Source organism: Flavobacterium faecale (genome assembly GCF_003076455.1).
In the GTDB taxonomy this organism is placed as follows: Bacteria; Bacteroidota; Bacteroidia; order Flavobacteriales; family Flavobacteriaceae; genus Flavobacterium; species Flavobacterium faecale.
In genome coordinates, this window is sequence record NZ_CP020918.1 from 814,274 (window position 1) to 833,881 (window position 19,608).

Annotated in this window: 13 protein-coding genes; 2 read left to right on the forward strand and 11 right to left on the reverse strand. The window is 35.1% G+C overall.

The window, feature by feature from the left end; all coding sequences use genetic code 11:
* Positions 1–26 precede the first annotated feature (26 nt).
* From FFWV33_RS03500 to FFWV33_RS03540, 9 genes are all read right to left on the reverse strand, one after another.
* Positions 27–1,565 carry a RagB/SusD family nutrient uptake outer membrane protein gene (locus FFWV33_RS03500; RefSeq protein WP_108739628.1) on the reverse strand — a complete coding sequence of 513 codons (1,539 nt, stop codon included), beginning with the start codon at positions 1,563–1,565 and terminating at the stop codon, positions 27–29.
* Positions 1,566–1,589: 24 nt separating this feature from the next.
* Positions 1,590–4,610 carry a SusC/RagA family TonB-linked outer membrane protein gene (locus tag FFWV33_RS03505; RefSeq protein ID WP_108739629.1) on the reverse strand — a complete coding sequence of 1,007 codons (3,021 nt, stop codon included), beginning with the start codon at positions 4,608–4,610 and terminating at the stop codon, positions 1,590–1,592.
* 545 nt (positions 4,611–5,155) lie between these two features.
* A complete protein-coding gene (locus tag FFWV33_RS03510; protein WP_108739630.1) occupies positions 5,156–5,824 on the reverse strand; it encodes a bifunctional 4-hydroxy-2-oxoglutarate aldolase/2-dehydro-3-deoxy-phosphogluconate aldolase in 669 nt (222 codons plus the stop codon).
* A 13-nt stretch (positions 5,825–5,837) separates the two neighbouring features.
* Complete coding sequence (locus FFWV33_RS03515; protein ID WP_108739631.1) at positions 5,838–6,860, reverse strand: sugar kinase; 1,023 nt, start codon at positions 6,858–6,860, stop codon at positions 5,838–5,840.
* Between the two features lie 355 nt (positions 6,861–7,215).
* Positions 7,216–7,980, reverse strand: a complete 765-nt coding sequence (locus tag FFWV33_RS03520; protein ID WP_108739632.1) for an SDR family NAD(P)-dependent oxidoreductase — start codon at positions 7,978–7,980, stop codon at positions 7,216–7,218.
* Between the two features lie 41 nt (positions 7,981–8,021).
* The gene (locus FFWV33_RS03525) at positions 8,022–9,482 is read right to left on the reverse strand and encodes an MFS transporter (RefSeq protein ID WP_108739633.1); all 1,461 of its coding nucleotides are present in this window, start codon (positions 9,480–9,482) and stop codon (positions 8,022–8,024) included.
* Between the two features lie 177 nt (positions 9,483–9,659).
* On the reverse strand, positions 9,660–10,370 hold the full coding sequence (locus FFWV33_RS03530) for a FadR/GntR family transcriptional regulator (RefSeq protein WP_108739634.1): 711 nt from the start codon (positions 10,368–10,370) through the stop codon (positions 9,660–9,662).
* Between the two features lie 109 nt (positions 10,371–10,479).
* Entirely contained in the window at positions 10,480–11,346 is an 867-nt protein-coding gene (locus FFWV33_RS03535) for a polysaccharide lyase family 7 protein (protein ID WP_108739635.1), read from the reverse strand.
* 461 nt (positions 11,347–11,807) lie between these two features.
* Entirely contained in the window at positions 11,808–14,072 is a 2,265-nt protein-coding gene (locus FFWV33_RS03540) for a heparinase II/III domain-containing protein (RefSeq protein ID WP_108739636.1), read from the reverse strand.
* Positions 14,073–14,351: 279 nt separating this feature from the next.
* On the opposite strand from FFWV33_RS03540, the gene FFWV33_RS03545 reads away from it, so the two are divergent.
* A complete protein-coding gene (locus tag FFWV33_RS03545) occupies positions 14,352–16,202 on the forward strand; it encodes a DUF1800 domain-containing protein (protein ID WP_108739637.1) in 1,851 nt (616 codons plus the stop codon).
* A gap of 11 nt (positions 16,203–16,213) precedes the next feature.
* The gene (locus FFWV33_RS03550; RefSeq protein WP_108739638.1) at positions 16,214–17,824 is read left to right on the forward strand and encodes a DUF1501 domain-containing protein; all 1,611 of its coding nucleotides are present in this window, start codon (positions 16,214–16,216) and stop codon (positions 17,822–17,824) included.
* A 252-nt stretch (positions 17,825–18,076) separates the two neighbouring features.
* On the opposite strand, the gene FFWV33_RS03555 is transcribed toward FFWV33_RS03550, so the two are convergent.
* Together FFWV33_RS03555 and FFWV33_RS03565 are read right to left on the reverse strand one after the other, a co-directional pair.
* Positions 18,077–18,616, reverse strand: a complete 540-nt coding sequence (locus tag FFWV33_RS03555) for a DMP19 family protein (RefSeq protein WP_108739639.1) — start codon at positions 18,614–18,616, stop codon at positions 18,077–18,079.
* Between the two features lie 503 nt (positions 18,617–19,119).
* Positions 19,120–19,437, reverse strand: a complete 318-nt coding sequence (locus FFWV33_RS03565; protein ID WP_159085970.1) for a hypothetical protein — start codon at positions 19,435–19,437, stop codon at positions 19,120–19,122.
* Between the last annotated feature and the right edge of the window lie 171 nt (positions 19,438–19,608).

Consider the following 19,608-nt stretch of genomic DNA (forward strand, 5'->3'; position numbering starts at 1 on the left):
GAAACTATTTTTTAATTTCTCTTCAATTAATACCCTGCATTTTGCGGTAATAAATTTGGATTTCTTGTCAACTCATTAGCTGGTAAAGGGAACAAATATTTTCTTGCTGTTACGAAAGCAGGTTTTGCACCTTCTAGTCCAGAAGCACTAAAAACCGTTGGACCTAAATCTCTTCTTGCAATATCATACCATCTTGAAAACTCAAAAGCCAATTCCCATTTACGATCTTCTAGAACCAAAGTTCTCATTGCATCTTTTGATAATGTTGTAATATCAGCTGGAAAAACACTAGCTGTACCACCTGCAGCTCCTGCTCTCGCTCTTGCTCTAACTCTATTTGTCCAAGTAACAGCATCAGCAGTCTGACCTACTTCGTTTGCTGCTTCAGCTCCAATAAGCAATACTTCGGCATAACGCATCATTAGATAATTACTATTTGTAGTTCTACCATTACCATCTGCAGCAGGACCTGCTTTTCGAGTATATTTCGCAATATGGGGACGGTTATCACCAGCAGTATAATAAGTTGTGAATTTGGTATACGGTTGTCTCAATCCTTTGAATACTCCTGTCGCATCAAAGCTCACTGCTCTTCTATAATCTAAAGAGTTCCAAGTGTTGTAAACATTTAGAGAAGGTACTAAGATCGACCATCCTCCACTGTATCCATACTGCTCATCGGCTCTAATACCTGTAAAAGCAGCCAAGTAATCACGACCTTGATCTCCATCAGACTTTCCAATAAAATCGATTACAAATATTGGCTCCTTTGAAGCATCTGTTTTAGAATAGTCAAATAAGTTTTGAAAATCAGTTTCTAAGCCTAAATTATACGTCCCCTCTTTTGAAATAATATCCTTTGCTTCATCATAAGCAAGTTGAAAGTTAGCAGGATCATATTGCCCCATAGTCAAATACACGGAAGCCAAAAATGAACTTGCAGCTGATTTTGCAGGGATTGCTCTTGTGATTTGAGTATCTGGCAACCATTCTTTTGCAAATTTTAAATCTGCAATGATATTTTTGTAAACCTCAGCAACTGAAGTTTTACTAATTGATCCTGCAGCTTGTACATCTGTAACTGGTTTGTCAATATATGGAATCGCTCCAAATTGCCTTACCAGATGGTAATAAACAAAAGCTCTAATAAAATAGGCCTGTGCCACCACTTTATTTTTTGCAGCTGCATCTGCAGTTACATAACTCGCACCGTCAATAGCTTGATTGGCTGCACCAATAATTTGGTAACATTTTGGCCAATAGACTGCAATATTTGCATTATCTGCTAATATTCCAACATTACTAAACTGTACACGCTCAGGATTGGTAACATTGACATTCAAATCTACCATATCACTAGCCAACATTAATGACATTGACATTTCTCTTGACATGAAATACCTATGTTCCATGTGAGCGTAAGCACCATTTATAGCAATTTGAACTTTATCTATGGAAGTAAAGAACGAAGAAGGTGTTAATAATCCAACTGGTTGTTCTTCTAAATCAGAACAGCCTATCATGGACATTCCAATTAAAACGAATATATATTTAAATTTTTTCATTGTGTGTCTTTTTTATATTTACTATTAAAACTTCAAACTAGCACTAAAGTTAACTGATCTCACTGTTGGGAAATTTCCAAAATCGAATCCTTTAGTAGAATTTGATGTCGATGTACTTCCTCCTCCAGAACCAAAATAACTTACCTCAGGATCTAAGCCAGAATATTTTGTAAAAGTCAATAAGTTCTGCGCACTCAAAGTCAATCTTAAGCTTTCTACCCCCATTTTTTCAGTAAATTTTGAAGGAACGTTGTATCCTAATGCAATATTTTTCAATCTAATATAACTTCCGTCTTCAACAAAACGAGATGAAATTTCTCTTCTATCAGCAACAACACGAGGAATGTTAGCATCTGTATTAGTAGGTGTCCAAGCATTTAACACATCCGTAAGTGCATTCGAGCTACCTCTAAACAATTGTGCTTTGGTCAAGTTAAACACATCACCTCCGTAAGAACCTTGGAAAAAGATATTCAAATCCCAATTTTTATAACTGAAGTTATTTGTGATACCCATATTCCAATCTGGATTTGGATTACCAATAATTTTTCTATCAGCAGTTGTAATCGATCCATCACCACTCACATCTGTAAACATAGGGTCACCTGCAACTCCACCAGCAGCTATAGCCAAACCTGTTGGCAATGTACCACCTTGATAAACTCCTTGGTATTCTAAACCGTAGAATACACCTGCAGCTTCTCCTTCTCTCAAAATGTGTGTTCCTGAATTATTGCTAAAAAATCCTGGAGCAGCATTCAAAATCACATCTGTACCACCAATTAATTTTTCCACTTTGTTTTTATTTGTAGACCAGTTAAAATCTGTCGTCCATCTAAAATCATTGTTTGTGATATTCTTTGTATTTAATGAAATTTCAAAACCTTTATTGTTAATTTCACCAACGTTTCTAATACTAGCCAACGTTTGGAAACCTAAATATTGTGATTGACTGTTATCAGCCATTAATAAATCTTTCGTATTAATATTGTAATAATCTAATGAAAGCGACACTTTGTTATTCAACAAACCTAAATCCAAACCAAAGTTACTTTGATAAGAAGACTCCCATTTCAAGTTATCGTTTGCTGCTTGATCAGGTACAACTGCATTTACTGCTGCACCACCAAGACCTGCATAAATAGTAGATAATTTTGCCAATGATTGGTAAGCAGAAATTGCTTGGTTACCTGTAACACCATAACTAGCTCTTAATTTCAAGTTCGAAATTGATTCGCTATCTTTCAAGAAGTCTTCATTCGAAACTTTCCATCCTAATGCTCCAGAAGGAAAGATTGCATATTTATGGTTTTTTGCAAAGTTTGAAGCTCCATCACGTCTTACCGTAGCAGTCAACAAATATTTGTCGTTATAGTCATAATTTAATCTACCAAATTGAGATTCAATTTCTTGCTCAACAAATGAAGACGTTGGCAATACAGAAACAGAACTACCCGCTAAATTAAAGTAAGAGAAACTATCATCAGTAAAACGTTGTGCTCCTGCAGAAAAACGTTCAGAACTTGTTTTTTGATACGAGTAACCCGCTAATAAGTTCAAAGTACCTTTTCCTATTTCTTTTTTATATGACAAATAACTCTCTGTTAATATATCTGTCTTTTTCAAATTAGAAATACTTGCTTTACCACCTGTTCCTCTACCAGCCGTAACCAATAATGTAGATGGTCTAAATGAACCTACAGTTGTATTTGTAGTACTGTATCCAAAAGTTGTTTTGAAAGTAAGATCTTTTATAATATCATAATTAGCATATAAATTTGATCTACTAATATCCGTTTTTGTTGTATTTACTGCTTCAGTTGCAATTGCGTACGGATTATCAACTTCATCAGCAATATTATCTGTAGTATTCAAACCTGTAACTGGATCTTTCACTCCGTAATCTGGTCTAAATCTAAACATAAGAGAGATCACATCATCACCACCACCATTTGCAGTTTCACCTGTTGATTGTGTTGGAACACCATTTTTTGAAGACCTACTTGAAAAAAGGTTAAAACCTAATTTTAATTTGTCTGTAACCTGAGCATCAATGTTAGATAAAAAAGTCATTCTCTCAAAATCCGAGTTGATGATAACACCGTCTTGTTTGAAATAATTTGCAGAAGCATAGAAGTTTACTTTTTCAGTACCTCCAGAAAAAGAGAATTGGTGATTTTGAGTACTTCCGCTTTTGTATAATAAATCTTGCCAGTCTGTATCTGCAGTTCCTGCAACAAAACTTGGGTTTGTTAATTTCTTGTAAGCAATAAATTGTTCTGCGTTTAACAAATCCAATCTGTTAGCTGTATTTTGAACAGAATAGCTACTATTCACCTCTACAGTTAATTTTCCGTTTCTACCTTTCTTAGTCGTTACCATTACAACACCATTAGATCCTCTAGAACCATAAATAGCAGTTGCCGATGCATCTTTTAAAACTTCGATAGATTGAATATCACTTGCTTGTGGCATTGACGCCCCAACAAATCCATCCACTACAATCAAAGGATCACTACCAGCACTGATAGAAGTGTTACCCCTAACCTTAATACTAATAGGAGCACCTGGCTCACCACCATTATTAGATTGAACAACTACACCTGCAGCACGTCCTTGCAAAGCTTGTGCAGCATCTGCAAGTGGAAAAGCGTTGATTTCTTCAGCTTTTATCGAAGATACCGAACCTGTGATGTCACTCTTTTTACGAGAACCATAACCCACAACAACTACTTCATCAAGTTGACTGTTATTTTCAACCAAAACAATATTCAAGGTCTTTTGATTGGTAATCGTCACAGATTGCATTTTATAACCTATGTATGAAAATTGAAGAACATCTCCTTTTTTAACATCAACTTGAAATTTACCATCAAAATCTGTAGATGAACCTTTAGTTGAATTGGCTATAATTACATTGGCTCCAGGAATTGGCATTTTACCTCCATCCATTATAGTACCGGACAATCGATACCCGCCCTGTGCAAATAATGAAATGTTGAATATCAACAGTAACATTAAAGTAAGTTTAGTTTTTAAATTCATAATTTAATTTTTAGTGATTAAAATAGTTGGTTTACTTATAAAAAACAGATAGCATTATGTTTTTCATTTATTCAAAAAAATCTCTTTAGTTTAGAAAGACTAAAAATCGTCTTTTTTAACTGCGTCACCAAACTGGTTTTCCAATTTGGTTTTCCAAATATAACGTTAATTTCCATGTTAAAAAAACTTTAATGCGATTAATTCAAAAAAAACACTGTAAAAATTTCATAATGAATTAAAAGGATTAAAATATTTCATAATTAGCAGTAAAAACAGAAACAGTCCATCCTTCTAAGCCCTCGCCAGCACTAGCATTTATACCACTGAAATAAATAAAAAACAATATGACAATCATCAACAATTAAAAACAAGACCATCGTTAACAATGCTATAAATTCACGACCTTAACCAATCAATTAACCTATGATTAACTGAATTTCAAAGTAATAAGACTAGATGCTTAAACAAAAAAGTCCCAAACTACATAGGGTAGTTTGGGACTTTTAATCATTCTAGTCTTCCGACTAGTTAAGTTTTGAAAGTGATTACTTTCTAAGACTTTTTATAATTTCGATACATTCTCTAGTCAATGCTTCAATTTTTGCAATATCAAAAACACCGTTTGCATCTGCTTTTATTAATTTTGAACCTAATCCAACGCAAGTAACACCTGCATCAAACCAGCCCTTTAGGTTTTCTCTTGTTGGAGACACACCACCTGTAGGCATGATCGATGTCCAAGGTTGAGGCCCTTTGATTCCGTTAATAAATTCTGGACCATAAATATCTCCAGGAAATAATTTTACAATTTCGCAACCTAATTCTTCTGCTCTTGCTATCTCTGTAAGTGTACCACATCCAGGAGACCAAAGTACTTTACGACGATTACAAGCAATAGCAATATCTTCTCTTAAAACTGGTGTTACAATAAAGTTGGCACCTAATTGCATGTATAAAGACGCAGAAGCAGCATCAGTCACCGATCCTACTCCTAGAATCATTCCTGGCAACTCTGCAATTGCATATTTATTTAAAGCAGCAAAAATTTCGAAAGCAAAATCACCTCTACTAGTAAATTCTAGTAAACGTGCTCCACCATCGTAACATGCTTTCAATACTTGTTTACTTACTTCAACATCTTTATGATAAAATAAAGGAACAATTCCTGTATCTTTCATTACTTGTGCTACTTCTATTCTTGTAAATTGAGCCATAGTTTTTATATTTTTATCTTGAAACTTTTCCTGAAAAATCACCAGAAAGTAATTTTTCAATTTCTGGTTTGGTAACTAAATTGTAATCTCCTGAGATCGTGTGCTTCAAACAACAAGCAGCTACTGCAAAATTCAAAGCTCTTTGTTCGTCCAAAGGTTCTTCATTCAAGCCATAAATTAATCCACCCATGAATGCATCTCCACTTCCTACACGATCAATTACTGGAGTCACCTCTTGAACAGCTGCATTGTACAATTTTTTTCCGTCATACATAACGCCACCTATACGCTGGTGTGATGCACTCACAGAATAACGCAAAGTAGTTGCAACATATTTCAAATCAGGACACATTTTGAAAATAGTATCATAAAGAGAAGGAAGCAATTCTCCTTTCGTATAATCTGGGTCAACTTTGTCCAATCCAAGCATGAAGTAAGCAGTATCAATATCACCCAAAATAACGTGGCTGTATTTCAACATCTCTGGCATTACATCTTTTGGTTGAACACCGTAATTCCATAATTTTGCACGGTAATTTAAATCGGTAGAAATGGTTAATCCCATTTCGTGAGCGATTTTTATAGCTTCTAGACAAGCTTGAGTAGCACTTTCAGACAGAGCAGGTGTAATTCCGCTCCAATGAAACCAAGTTGCTCCTTTTAAAATCTCTCTCCAATTGATCTCCCCTACTTTCAAATCGGCCATAGAACTGTTTGCTCTATCGTAAATCACGTTGCTTGCACGCGTACTTGTTCCTGTTTCCAAAAAATAAATACCCAAACGATCACCACCAAACAATACGTTATCACAACCTACATCTAGCTTACGCATTTCTTTTAAAGCACTAATTCCTAATTCATTATTAGGTATCTTAGTTACATACTCTGCAGTCATACCATAATTCGCCAATGATACCGCTACGTTAAATTCACCCCCACCATAAGTAGCTTTGAATGATTCTGCTTGAGAGAATCGCAAGTGCCTATCTGTCGATAAACGGAGTAAAATTTCACCAAAAGTGATTACTTTTTTCATCTTATTAAATTCCTAATTGATTACTACTACTTTAGCTGCGCCAAAAAAATATAAAAAAACCTTCAATCGTTTTCGAAAGAAGGTTCAAAAGTAACTTTTTTTACGTTAAAACAGATAGTTTTTTTGACAAACAGCCATTATTTATCTGCATTTAACACTATATTTAATTTAATTTGAAAGGCAAACATTAAAGCTAATCTACTAGCAAATTGAAAGATAGATCTCTTTCGATTAAGACAACAAGCTAAATTGCTATACATATTCACACGAATACAAATATTTGTTAAATAACTCCAAATACGAACATTTGTTCCTATTTGGATTTTTTACAGCTTTCAAATAAAATAGAACTTTCTTAGATTCCTAATGCTTGACCACCACCAATTTGAATAGTTTCTGCAGTGATGAAAGATGCATCTGCACTAGCCAAGAAAGCTACAACACCTGCAACTTCTTCTGGCTCACCTAATCTTCCTAGTAATACACTACTTTTCCAGGAAGCAAAAACTTCTGGTTTAGTTGCTTTAATTTGAGCGTGAAAAGGAGTATCGATAGTTCCAGGAGAAACAGCGTTAACTCTAATTCCGTACTCAGCTAAATCTTTAGCAAGTGCTCTAGTGATCGATTGAACTCCACCTTTTGAAACTGCATAGATACCAGCTCCTGGTCCTGCACCGTTCCAAGCTGCGTTTGATGTATAGTTGATGATTGATGCATTCTCTCCTTTTTTCAAGAAAGGAATAGCTGCTCTTGATGCATAGAAAACAGAATCAAGGTTCAAAGCCATAACAAATTTATATTCTTCGTTTGTCATATCTTCAAATCTAGCTCTAACACCAATACCACCTGTATTGTTAACCAACACGTCGATTTTACCGAATTTTTCCCCAATTTTCGCAATATTAGCAGCAACAGCATCACCGTCAGTCATGTCAAAACCGTAATACTCAGCAGTAATTCCTTCAGCAGTAAGTTCAGCCAATTTTTCAGCTCCAGCTGCATCATCAATACCATTTAAAACAACAGTATATCCATCTTTCCCTAATCTTTTAGCTACTGCAAATCCTATACCTCCAGTTGCACCTGTAATAACTGCAACTTTTCCTTCTACTTTACTCATCTTTATCTTATTTAAATTGTTTGTTTATCTCTTTTGAATTATTATATTTTTTCGATTTTACCAATCGTTAAGAAAATTGCGATCAAAGACATTGGTACCAAAGCGGATAGCAATCCGAATAATAATGGCCAGCTCGAAATTTGTCCTGCAAATGATATAGCCAAAATGGTACCTAATACTGCCGAAGCTCCTCCTAAACCAGCTAACGAACCTACCGATTTACCACCGTGTAAATCACTTGGCAAAGTTTGAATATTGGTCATCATAAATTGAAAACCTCCCAATACAAATGCCATCAAGATTACTGCTAATGATGCATTAGGAACCATCACTGATGTTAAAATTGCAGGGACTACTACTGCTCCACCAATTAACATAGCCGTTTTACGGGCTCTATCTACAGTTGCTCCTCTACGGATTAAAAATCCTGAGAACCAACCACCGGCTATACTTCCAACCATCGCACCTACATAAGGTACCCATGCAGAGAAAGCGAGCTCTTTAATATTCAAATTAAATTCCTCAACTAAGTACATTGGTAAAAATGTTACAAACATCCACCAAATTGGATCTAAAAAGAAACGACCCAAAATCACTGAATAATTCTTTTTGTTTGACAACAATTCTCCCCAAGTTTTGGCAACTTCCGTACTTACATTGTTCACTGTTTGGTCTCCCAAAATATATTCACGCTCTTCGTCTGTGATCCAAGAGTGTTCTTTTGGCCCTTTGGTGTTGATAATCAACCATGGAATCAACCATGCAATTCCCAAAACCCCTACTACAACAAAAGTCATTTTCCAACCAATTGTCATGTATAAGGATAAAATAACAATTGGTGCCAAGATAGAACCTATAGAAGCTGCGGCTCCAAATAAACCTTGTGCAAAAGCGCGTTCTTTTTGAGGAAACCATTCTGCATTACTTTTGGTTGCTCCAGGCCATGGACCTGCTTCACCCAATCCTAACATCATTCTAAATCCTGTCAAAGAAACTTTACCTTGAGATAATGAAGTTAAAGCATCTGCTAGACCCCAAACTAGAACTGAAGCTACAAAACCGCGACGTGTTCCAATTTTATCATATAATTTACCCGAAAACAATTGACTAAAACCGTAGGCAATCATAAAGAAAATAGTAATTATTCCTAATTCGTCTTTAGCTTGCTTTGATGCTTCTTCAGCAGTAGCATTCTTATCTACAATTCCGAGTTCATAAGCGATACCTTGACGGTTCACTACTGTTTGACCCTCGTCTTTGAAGTTCACCATATCCGCTTTTTGGATAAACTGCTCGCCTCTTTTGGTTACCAAAAGATAACTATTGTCTTTTGCTTGAAACTGCGCTTGATTTTCACTAGCACCAGCATCAATAGCATCAACCAATTTATATTCAATATTGGCAACCCACATGTAGTTCAGTGTTCCTCTGTCCAAATAGTTAATTATGGTAATCAGCATAATTAAACTTACGATCCACCATCTTAATCCTTTTACTTTCATAGTTTTACCTTATTGAATTGACTTTAATTTAATTTAAAATAGAGCCAAAAGTTATCTGTACCTAAGGTTGTACACCTAGGCTAAATTGTATTCTAATATAAAAAGTTGTTTATTTCGATAGAAAAAACTCGGTGCTACCTCTTTGTTTTTTTCATCTTGAAAACGACTTGCAAATCGTTATGAATGATAACAATACTCATACAAAGATTTGAAATGCTCCTTCATCTTTTGCTTTGCTAATTGCGGGTTTTGAGCAACGATTGCATCAAAAACCTCTTTATGCTCATTGATCCTATCCATTACATCATTTTCATTTTTATCACAAACATGATATTTTTCGAAATTGATTAAGATTTCAGGTGTAATGATCAACATCATATTATTAATGGTACTATTTCCACTTGCTTTTGCAATAGCCAAATGAAAAATTAAATCTTCCTGAACTGCATTTTCTCCACTTAATGCCTTTGCGGCATAGGCTTCTAGAGCAACTTTAATATCTTCAATATCTTCTTCTGTTCTTCTTGTTGCAGCTAGACGAACCGTTTTTAATTCGATTAAAATTCTAGTTTCCACTAATGATTTAAAATCAGACACGCCTAATCTCAAAATATCATCAATAATAGCGTTGATTGCTATTTTACCAATATTTGCTACAAAAGTTCCACTTTGTGGAATAGATTTCAAAATACCGTAAAATTCTAATTTTTGAATCGCTTCACGAACACTACTTCTACTAGCTTCGAATTTTTCAGAAAGCATTCTTTCAGATGGTAGTTTATCTTGTGGCTCTAAATTTTTATAATTGATATAATCCCTAATTTTACCAATGATAGCATTAAGCGACTCTTTATTATTATCTTTTCTTGTGATTACTTCTAAATTCATAATACTTAAATTTTTTTAACCCTGGTTAACCAGATTGGTTCGTAAAACTAATTAAAAAAACAACACGATAATAAAAAAGAGCAGACAAATATGTACTACTAATATACTATTAATGAGATGCTTTCAAAGAATATATCTTGACCTTAGCAAAAGAATCTGGGTTTTTTGATTGAAAATAGTTTCCTGCTTTGAAATAATTTTCAAATACTCCCCATTTTTTGATGCTAATATCATCATACACAAATGATTCTCCTCCATTTAAAATCACCTCCAAACGACCATCTGAAACTTTAACCTCAAGAGTGAATCTATCAAAATCAACTTTTTCTTTAAAATCTCTACCTTCATCATCTCCCCATGCGTCTGCAGGAAGGATATCTTTTAATGAAGCATTCTTGTCTTTTAATACCTTTGTTTTTACTCTAATTTTTCCTTTGTCCCAATAGATTTTTAATATTGGAGCAGCATTATTATCTTTTTGACCTATTAGATCACGTTGTTCATCTGTCAATCGACCATGGATTTGTGCAACAATTATGCGGCTGTATTTACCATCATCTTCTTTCGAAACCTCTTGGACTTTGAATGTTCCTTTTAAATAGCCACCTTGAGCAAATGTCCAGTTGGTATCTGAGTCACCAACCTTCATCGTTTCTCTAAGCTCCGATCTCGAATAATGACTGTTTGCAGTAGAGGTACCTGATGGAAAAGCATAGAAAACAATTGATTTGTCTTTTTTGTCTTCGTACATGTACTTATTAGTTGCCTCATTTGTGGCAAAATCTAAAATTTCAGGGTATTTTAAATCCAAGGTTTTTCCTGGTTTATCAAGATTTTCTGCCGGTGTAGTTACTGTCCAATGTGATAAGTCAATGTTGGCTACATTCTTCGTGTCGTTTGCCTCTTGGCTATACCCTACAGTTGCGACTGCCATTGTAGCAAATAGAAGAGATTTTGAAAATTGTAATTTCATCATTGTTACTTAGGTTATTGATTAGTCGTATCTGATTTGAAACCTGAAGACTTAAATCAGATATTTTTTATAACACCAGTTTGGTAAACCAATTTGGAGAACCAAATGTAGTAACAATTATTAAGTAAAAAAAACAAAACCACAATTATTTTTAAAATAATGTTAAAAAAATCTACTTTAAAAGTCTGAATCAGAACCTCTTCACAACTAATTGACAGTAAGAAGCTGATTTTTACTAAAAAAGTCTGCAAATTATTCCATTGAATATTTTGCAGACTTTTTCATTTTTCTAATTATTGAACATTATTCTTATTTTTTAGAAAATTATATTGAATAACATTCAATTCACGTACACTATTTCGCCTTAAGAGTTCATGTAAATGGGTAACTAAAAGCTTTTTAATCGAAATCAACTTGCAAGATGAGTTGCTTCATGACATGCAATAATCCTCTGACTTAAAAACTTACTTAATCAATGTACTGTAATGAGCTCCAACCCAACTATAGGTTTGATCTTTAACTGTCAATGTGTGTTGTGCTGTAGTCGAATTATCTTCTGTAGCTAGGATAAATAAACCAACTGATCCATTAGTATTTTTAATTGCAACGGCTACATATTTTTCGTCTTCATATGCTTTTTCAACATTTGCAATTGCACTGAAAGCATTTACGGCATTCTCGGTCACGGGGCTATAACTACCATGTGACTCAATAACGTTTACAAAAGTTGTCTTTTTTATGTTCTTTTTTCTAATAATAACCGAAGCGTCTCTTCTTAAATTAAAATTAGGATCGTTTGCTCCCAACCTAGCCAATATTAATTCGTCTCCCGCACTAGTCGCAGAAGTCATCGTGTAAAAACTACCATCATACAACCATGAAAACTTTGTATTTGCTTCAGCTGCCACACCAAAACCTTCTTTCCATAAATGTTGGTAACCAAAAGCAGTACCAAGAGGCTCCAACGTTTTTGGGGACTCATATTTAAAATTAGCCGTCATCATTTGACCCAAGTAGTTAAACGGTAAATCGTATTGATTGGCTGTTTTTGAATCCACCTGAAAAATATCCAACAACAATGGTTTTTCATATCCTTCTAAGTCCCATAAAACCATCGAACGTTGCATATGAGTACCTGGATAGGCATTATCCTCAATAGCACTTATAATTTGAACTTTTGGATTGTAAACGTCATACAAATATTTCTTTGAAGCGTATAGATTTCCTATTTCAAAGTCGCCTTTAAAATGCGAAGTTTCATTTTGGATAATGGTGTTGTGAGCGATGGTTTGTTTTGCCCAAGTAGCATTTTCTTTTAAATAATTACCTCCCCCTTTTTGTTCGATATTTACAAAACGAGCCAAACCGTAATCCTGCAGTATTTCGTCGCTATTTTGATAATATGAAAATGATAATTTATCAAAATGACCATGACTAGACCCTTGAGCGGCATATTTCATCACCAAAGTCAATTCATTGTCTTTGATTTTATTTCGAATAATAGCCACACCACCTTCTTGCCCATCTGAACCATCAGATAAATCAATTGATTTTTTGATAAAAGGTTTTGTCAATTTATTTTTAATTCCGAGTGCTACTGCCATACCTGAATTATCCAACTGCACGCGACCCTGCTTTTCTGCAATAGAAAGTAACGAAGGATCTCTACCATCATATAAATAAGCGATATCAACTGCTGAAACTAATTCTCTAGAGTAATACGACATTCCTTTTTGACCATCGTTCAAAGGAAAAAATTCTCCCGCAGAATTAGTCAAATTAAGCAAAGCATAAATCGATTTATTTAGTATTCCGTTTTTATACTCAAAAATTTTAAGTTCTGGTTTGGTGTTTTGTAATGCTTCTGCAAAAACCATAAAAGGGTACATTGCATATCTCTGATAATATGGTCCTTCATTATAATATCCATCTGGAGAAAAAGGTTCGTCAACATTCGCAAGAAAACCTGTTTTTTGTCCTGGTTTCTTAATTAATCCACCGTCATTATCTTTCATCCCTACAGGCAAGGTATCCTCTTTCAAGCCATGCAAAGCTCTATCCAACAATTCGTTATCATCCATAACCAAGGCAATCATCCCCACAGCAACATTTCCCCATGTACTATGATTGTGCACTCTATTAAAGAATTGCGGAGAGCCAATGGAAATAAAATCAGCATATGGTTTGAACAATTCTTTTTCGATAATAGCTCTGTCTTTGGCTCCAATAAAATCATAGACACAGTCATAGGCTTGACTTACATAAACTAGCCAATTTGAATCATTTAAGGCTTGCCAAAACAATTTTCCACGAGCATAAGAACGTTCTTGCGGGTGCAAAGGCAAGGTAGGATATAGTTTGGTATAAGCCATCAACATATCCTTTACATATACTGCATACTTTTTGTCTCCCAGAATTTGGTACAAAACACCTGCTTTTTGAATGATAAGCCAGTTTTTTTTATGTCTCTCATGCGTATATCCACCTGAGAAATCTTTAGGAATTGGTACTTCGATGCCGTGCAAAATTTCGGCATCAACCTCTTTTTTCACCTCAGCTACTGAGGCATCAAAAAGTGGCACTGTACCCAATTTTGATCTAATTTCTTTTACTCCCTTTTGGGTTAAAACCAATCGTGGGTGCCCTTGCGCAATGCCGTTCTGACAAACCAACAAAACCAATCCCAACACAAATGTTCCTAACCAATTATTCTTTCTAGTATACGTCATAAATAATACATTTAACCAATTTACATTTTTGGTTTACCAATTTGGTTCTCCAAATATATCGATATTTTTAGGAAATAAAAATTTAAAACAGAAAAATATCCGATACGGTTACTGAAGCAAACCAAATAGACACACAAAACAACAAAACAATTGATACCAAATATAAATATTTTATCTCCCTAAAAACCAATACATTATTTATATAACTTTACTTTTTTTCTAGTCGCCCAATGCATGTAGTCCTTACCTACTATTTACTTTTCGATTAGCCTTATAACAATGCTTATTAAATACCAAAAAACCAAACCATTCGTACATCATAATTCAGGTAATGCTATGTCCCAAACTTTAAACCGCCGGAAACTTTTTACTCTTGTTTTAAAAAATTTCAAAACTACGCTATCAAAGAGAGATCCTTTATTCGAAAAGTATTCTCGAAAAATTTTTAAAGGTCGAAAATACCAAAGCGCAAACAATTTGACAGCGCGAGTTGCACCCGTAACTAGTGGATTACAGCCTTACACAGGTGTATGGGGAAAAGCACAAGCACTACATTTATTAAAAAGAACAGGTTTTGGACATAAAAAAAATGACCTAGACAACTTGCTCACTATATCCATGAGTGACGCGGTAGCCACCATTTTGACAATAGACAGCACACCACCATCACCACCAGTAAACGGATATAATAATTTGGTCCCAGATGAAAATGGCCTCCCTTACGGTGCCGATTGGACGACGGACATTCTACTAAGTGGACAAGGAACAACCAACCGACAACGTAATCTTTCTTTAGCACAATGGATTTTTGGATTAACCGTAAATCAAGGTGCAAGTATCAAGGCCAAATTATCATTGTTTTGGTACCACTTTATCCCGGTTGATTTTGAAACCGTTCGGACATCAAATGGTACTCATTCTGCTAGATTATTACATTCTTTTACCAAAATGTATTATGACAATCCGCTTGTGAATTTCAAAACACTCATTCGAACCATGGCGACACAACCTGCAATGATGTATTATTTGAATAATAATTCGAACTCAAAAACGTCTCCAGATGAAAATTTTGCTCGGGAGATTATGGAATTATTCACGCTAGGAAAAGACCCTTTGAGCCAGTACACTGAAGCCGATGTGGTACAAGCCGCAAAGGTTTTAACTGGTTGGCGAGTTTCAAATTTGACCACGGTTAATCCAGACACTACTTTCAATAGCAGTTTACACGAGACAAGTACAAAACAATTTTCTTCATTTTTCAATACTACAACAATATCCAACACAGGTGCAACAGAACTTGATGCTTTTATCGATATGCTCTTTTCAAAATCTCAAGTGGTTTCTGAGTATATCTGCCGTCGTATCTATCGTTACTTTGTGTATTATGACATCGATTCTTCGATAGAAGCCACAATTATTACTCCTTTGGCACAAGCTTTTGTGGCTAATAATTGGAATATTTTACCCGTGCTAGAGCAACTTTTTAAAAGCCAACATTTTTATGATATTGCCAATAGAGGTGTTTATATCAAATCTCCTTTTGACTTGGTAATTGGTAGTTTACGCACCTTTAACCTAAATCATACCGTTGCCGACGCTACCAACTACGAAGCACAATATAGAGTGTGGAATTACTTTAACAGTTCAATATTGGTAGGACTAGAACAAAGCATAGGATCGGTGCCAAACGTTTCGGGCTACCCTGCTTTTTATCAAAATCCCTCTTTTCATGAATATTGGATCAATTCAAGTACTACGCAAAAACGCTTTGATTTTTTGAATAAAATTTTTAACGGTTACAATTTAAATTATAACGGACTAATTACCCGAATCGAAGTGGATTTAATCGCCTTTATTCAGCAATTTGATGCTGCAACTTGTGCCGATCCCGACTTATTGGTTTCTGAATGTATTGCCTATTTACTGCCAATCGATTTGAGTTTGGAACAAAAAAATGTAATAAAAACACAATCCTTACTTTCGAATCAAACAACAAATAACTATTGGACAGCTGCCTGGAATCTCTACCTCAGCAACCCCACAAACACGACCAATAAAAACACCGTCAAGTCACGATTAAAAACATTACTCGTGACGATCACACAATTAGCAGAATATCAATTAATGTAATTTATAAAGAGATGAAAAGAAGAAGCTTTTTAAAAACAAGTGCTATCGCAACTATCCCTTTAGCATTAAATGGTGTTCCGGTTATGGCATCCTCAAGCATAGACAGCAACGCTCTAGACCTACTAGCAACAGCGGCCATCAACTGTGGTAAAATATTAGTTATAATTCAAATGAATGGAGGAAATGATGGTTTAAATACCGTTTTCCCTTTGGACAAGTGGACCAACTTGAACAATGCCAGATCCAATATTTTGATGAATCAATCCTCTGTTTTGACCTTGGCAAACAATAGCACGACAGGTTTGCACCCCGGAATGAGCGACATGAAGAATTTGTATGACAATGGAAAACTCATGATCATACAAGGAGTTTCCTATCCTAATCCTAGTTACAGCCATTTTCGAGCTACAGATATTTGGTTCACCGCATCCAACAGCAACCAAGACCTAGATAGTGGTTGGTTGGGTAGAGCACTTGACAAAGTGTATCCAAATTTCCCTAACAATTATCCAAGTAGCGATATGCCCGATCCACTGGCGATACAAATTGGGTCGACACTGCCATTTTCATTGCAAGGCCCTAACATTAATATGGGGTACAATGCTCCCAATCCTGATGCTTTATTGAATGTAATCAACCAAATCACAGATCCTGCGCCAAATTCTGACTATGGTTCTGAACTTACTTTTTTGAGGTTGATGAAAGACCAAAGCAATGTTTATAGAACAGCAATACAAAATGCCTATAACACGACCCAAGCACAATCTGCAACCTATCCTTCATCCAATAAGTTGGGTGATCAATTAAAAATTGTAGCCAAATTGATTAATGGAGGTTTACAAACACCGATTTATATTGTTAATCACCCCAATACCTCAGACCTACATAGCGCGCAAGTAGATACGACCGACAAAACCCAAGGTTCGCACCGCAACAATCTAAGTATCCTATCACAAGCTATTGGAGCCTTTCAGCAGGATCTGGAATTAATGGGGAAATCTGAACTAGTTACCGGAATGACCTTTAGTGAATTTGGTCGAAGAATAAAGAGCAATGCCAGTTTAGGGACGGATCATGGTGCTGGAGCTCCGGTATTCTTTTTTGGTGCTGCCCTAAACACCAATTCTGGTACAGTGGCTGGAACAACAGAACCTGTCCCGGGAATGGTTGGAAAATCACCCAATTTACCTTTGAATGCAGCCGTAAATGATCAAGTCGAAATGCAATTTGATTTTCGTCAAATTTATTCCTCTATCATGCAAGATTGGTTGTGCATGACGGAGGCGCAAACAACAGAAGTACTAGGAAGTAATTTTGCTAAAATTCCGATTTTTAAAACGGCCACTTTGGATCAAAATATAACCGATCAATCTGCTTTCATGTCCGTTTATCCCAACCCGATCAAGGATAAGGTGATCAATATCACGTTCAAAGTAGATTTGAATGGGTATGTTATGCTAAAATTGTTTACCAGTCAAGGCGCACTAGTGCACCAGAAACCATACAAAGTGAGTGGAAGTTTTTTAACAGCAAATATTGAAAATAGTCTAGCGCAAGGAATTTATATTTTAGAAATTGAATACAATAATAATCGATTCCGCATAAAAGTGATTATTTCTTAATTTTTAAGGATATGCGCCACTAAATCACAAGTTGATTAGTAGCGGATCAGACTCCCGAAGATTAGAAACTTTGTTATCATTATTGTGGTACAGAAAGACCCAACGGGATTAACATGATTTTACTTAACGCAATAAAGAGACGACTCTAACATAAAAAAGGGCACAAAGTATTTAATACCATGTGTCCTTTTTCTATTTGCTAAAATATTTTTGTATATCGCATCTACTTTAGCCAATCGCTACGTAATGGACTTATTCTCTTTTAATTTCTCTTCCCACAAATTCTTCTAGTAATTCGAACATTCCATCTACCGAAAGAACTTGAGTATCTGGATGCTCTTTTAGAAAAGCAGCATTAAGCTCCACCAAATTTTCTTCTATTTCGAAAAAAATATCGTTGTTGATGATATCTCGAATCGGGTTTACACCTTCCAATTTACTTTTGAAAAACTTATCTCTTTTGACACTACTCATCAAATTGACTTTTTTGCACTGCGCCTGAAACAATTCCAAATGTTTTGGAGCACCAAGCAGTTCCAAACCATCGGCAATAAGGCCGTTCAATTCCATGTTCCATTTCGAATTATAAACAAATTGCGCAAAATTCCCTTGCGTACATTGTGCCACATAATAATCCATGTAGTAACTCATGATGGCGTCTTCATGAATCAAATCGTCATCGATTTTTTCTTCGCGCATGAGGTTGATAACCGATATATTGGAGTTAATAATGTCTTGTGGATTGCCACTATTGGCTGCTGTTTCTGAAATGATGATAGTACCAAATTCCATGAAAATGTTGTTTTAAAAAGTTGAAGAAGCAAATTTCGGGTAAAAATGTGAAGGATAAAATCTTTTTGACCACAGATTTTTTCAACTTGTCAAATTACATCTTAAAAGTCAAATCGCAATCTCAAATAAACTAAGTCAAACATTTTCTATTGTCTTGTTTTTCGACTAGAAAAAAAAGTATCGCGCCTGCAAAATAGAGCACAACATCAATCCAATCTGCGGTATATCGTTGACTAACTTTTGGAAGATAATATTCGAAAAAAAAGGAATAATAAGAAGCAAGAATCAGCACAAATACCAACGAAAATTGAAAGTTTTGATCTTTTTTTAAATAGCGAATAAAAAAGTATAGCGTACCCAATACCAGCGGAAGACACAAAAAATCATTCACATAATTATTAACCAACCAATGCAGTGGTAAACCTAGGTGTTGACACAGATAAATTGTCAATGCTACGATAAATACCGGGAAGCAAATTAATCTTTTTAACATAGCACCATTTTTAACCTGCTGCCGCCGCAATCACCATCGAAATAATTCCACCGACCAAAAAAGCAAGAAACATCCAGATGTAATAACTTGCTTGAAAAAAAGTTCTGATGATTACATTTTTATGCTCCGAACCTTTTTTAAGGAATATTTCAATTTTGCTAGGCTTTTCATCTAGTAACTCTTTTTGTTTGTTTTTTTGCTCGATTTTTTTTTCGCGTTCCAAGTTGCGTTTGAGTACCATGTCTAATAAAGCGTTGCAGTTAGTGCAATATTTTTTATTTAAATTGACGGTGCCGCATTCTGGACAAGTTATATAGGAATCATTCATTAAAACGTTTTTCTAATTACATACTTCAGCTTATTTCTGACCTCTAGCAAAAACAATACAAGCTGTCTAGCTCCTCATTACATTATAGCCTCTTCAAAAATCTAGCTACTATTATTGCTAGTAAAGATAACCTAAAGGAACGGAGTGTAAAATAGATTGTAACAAAATAAT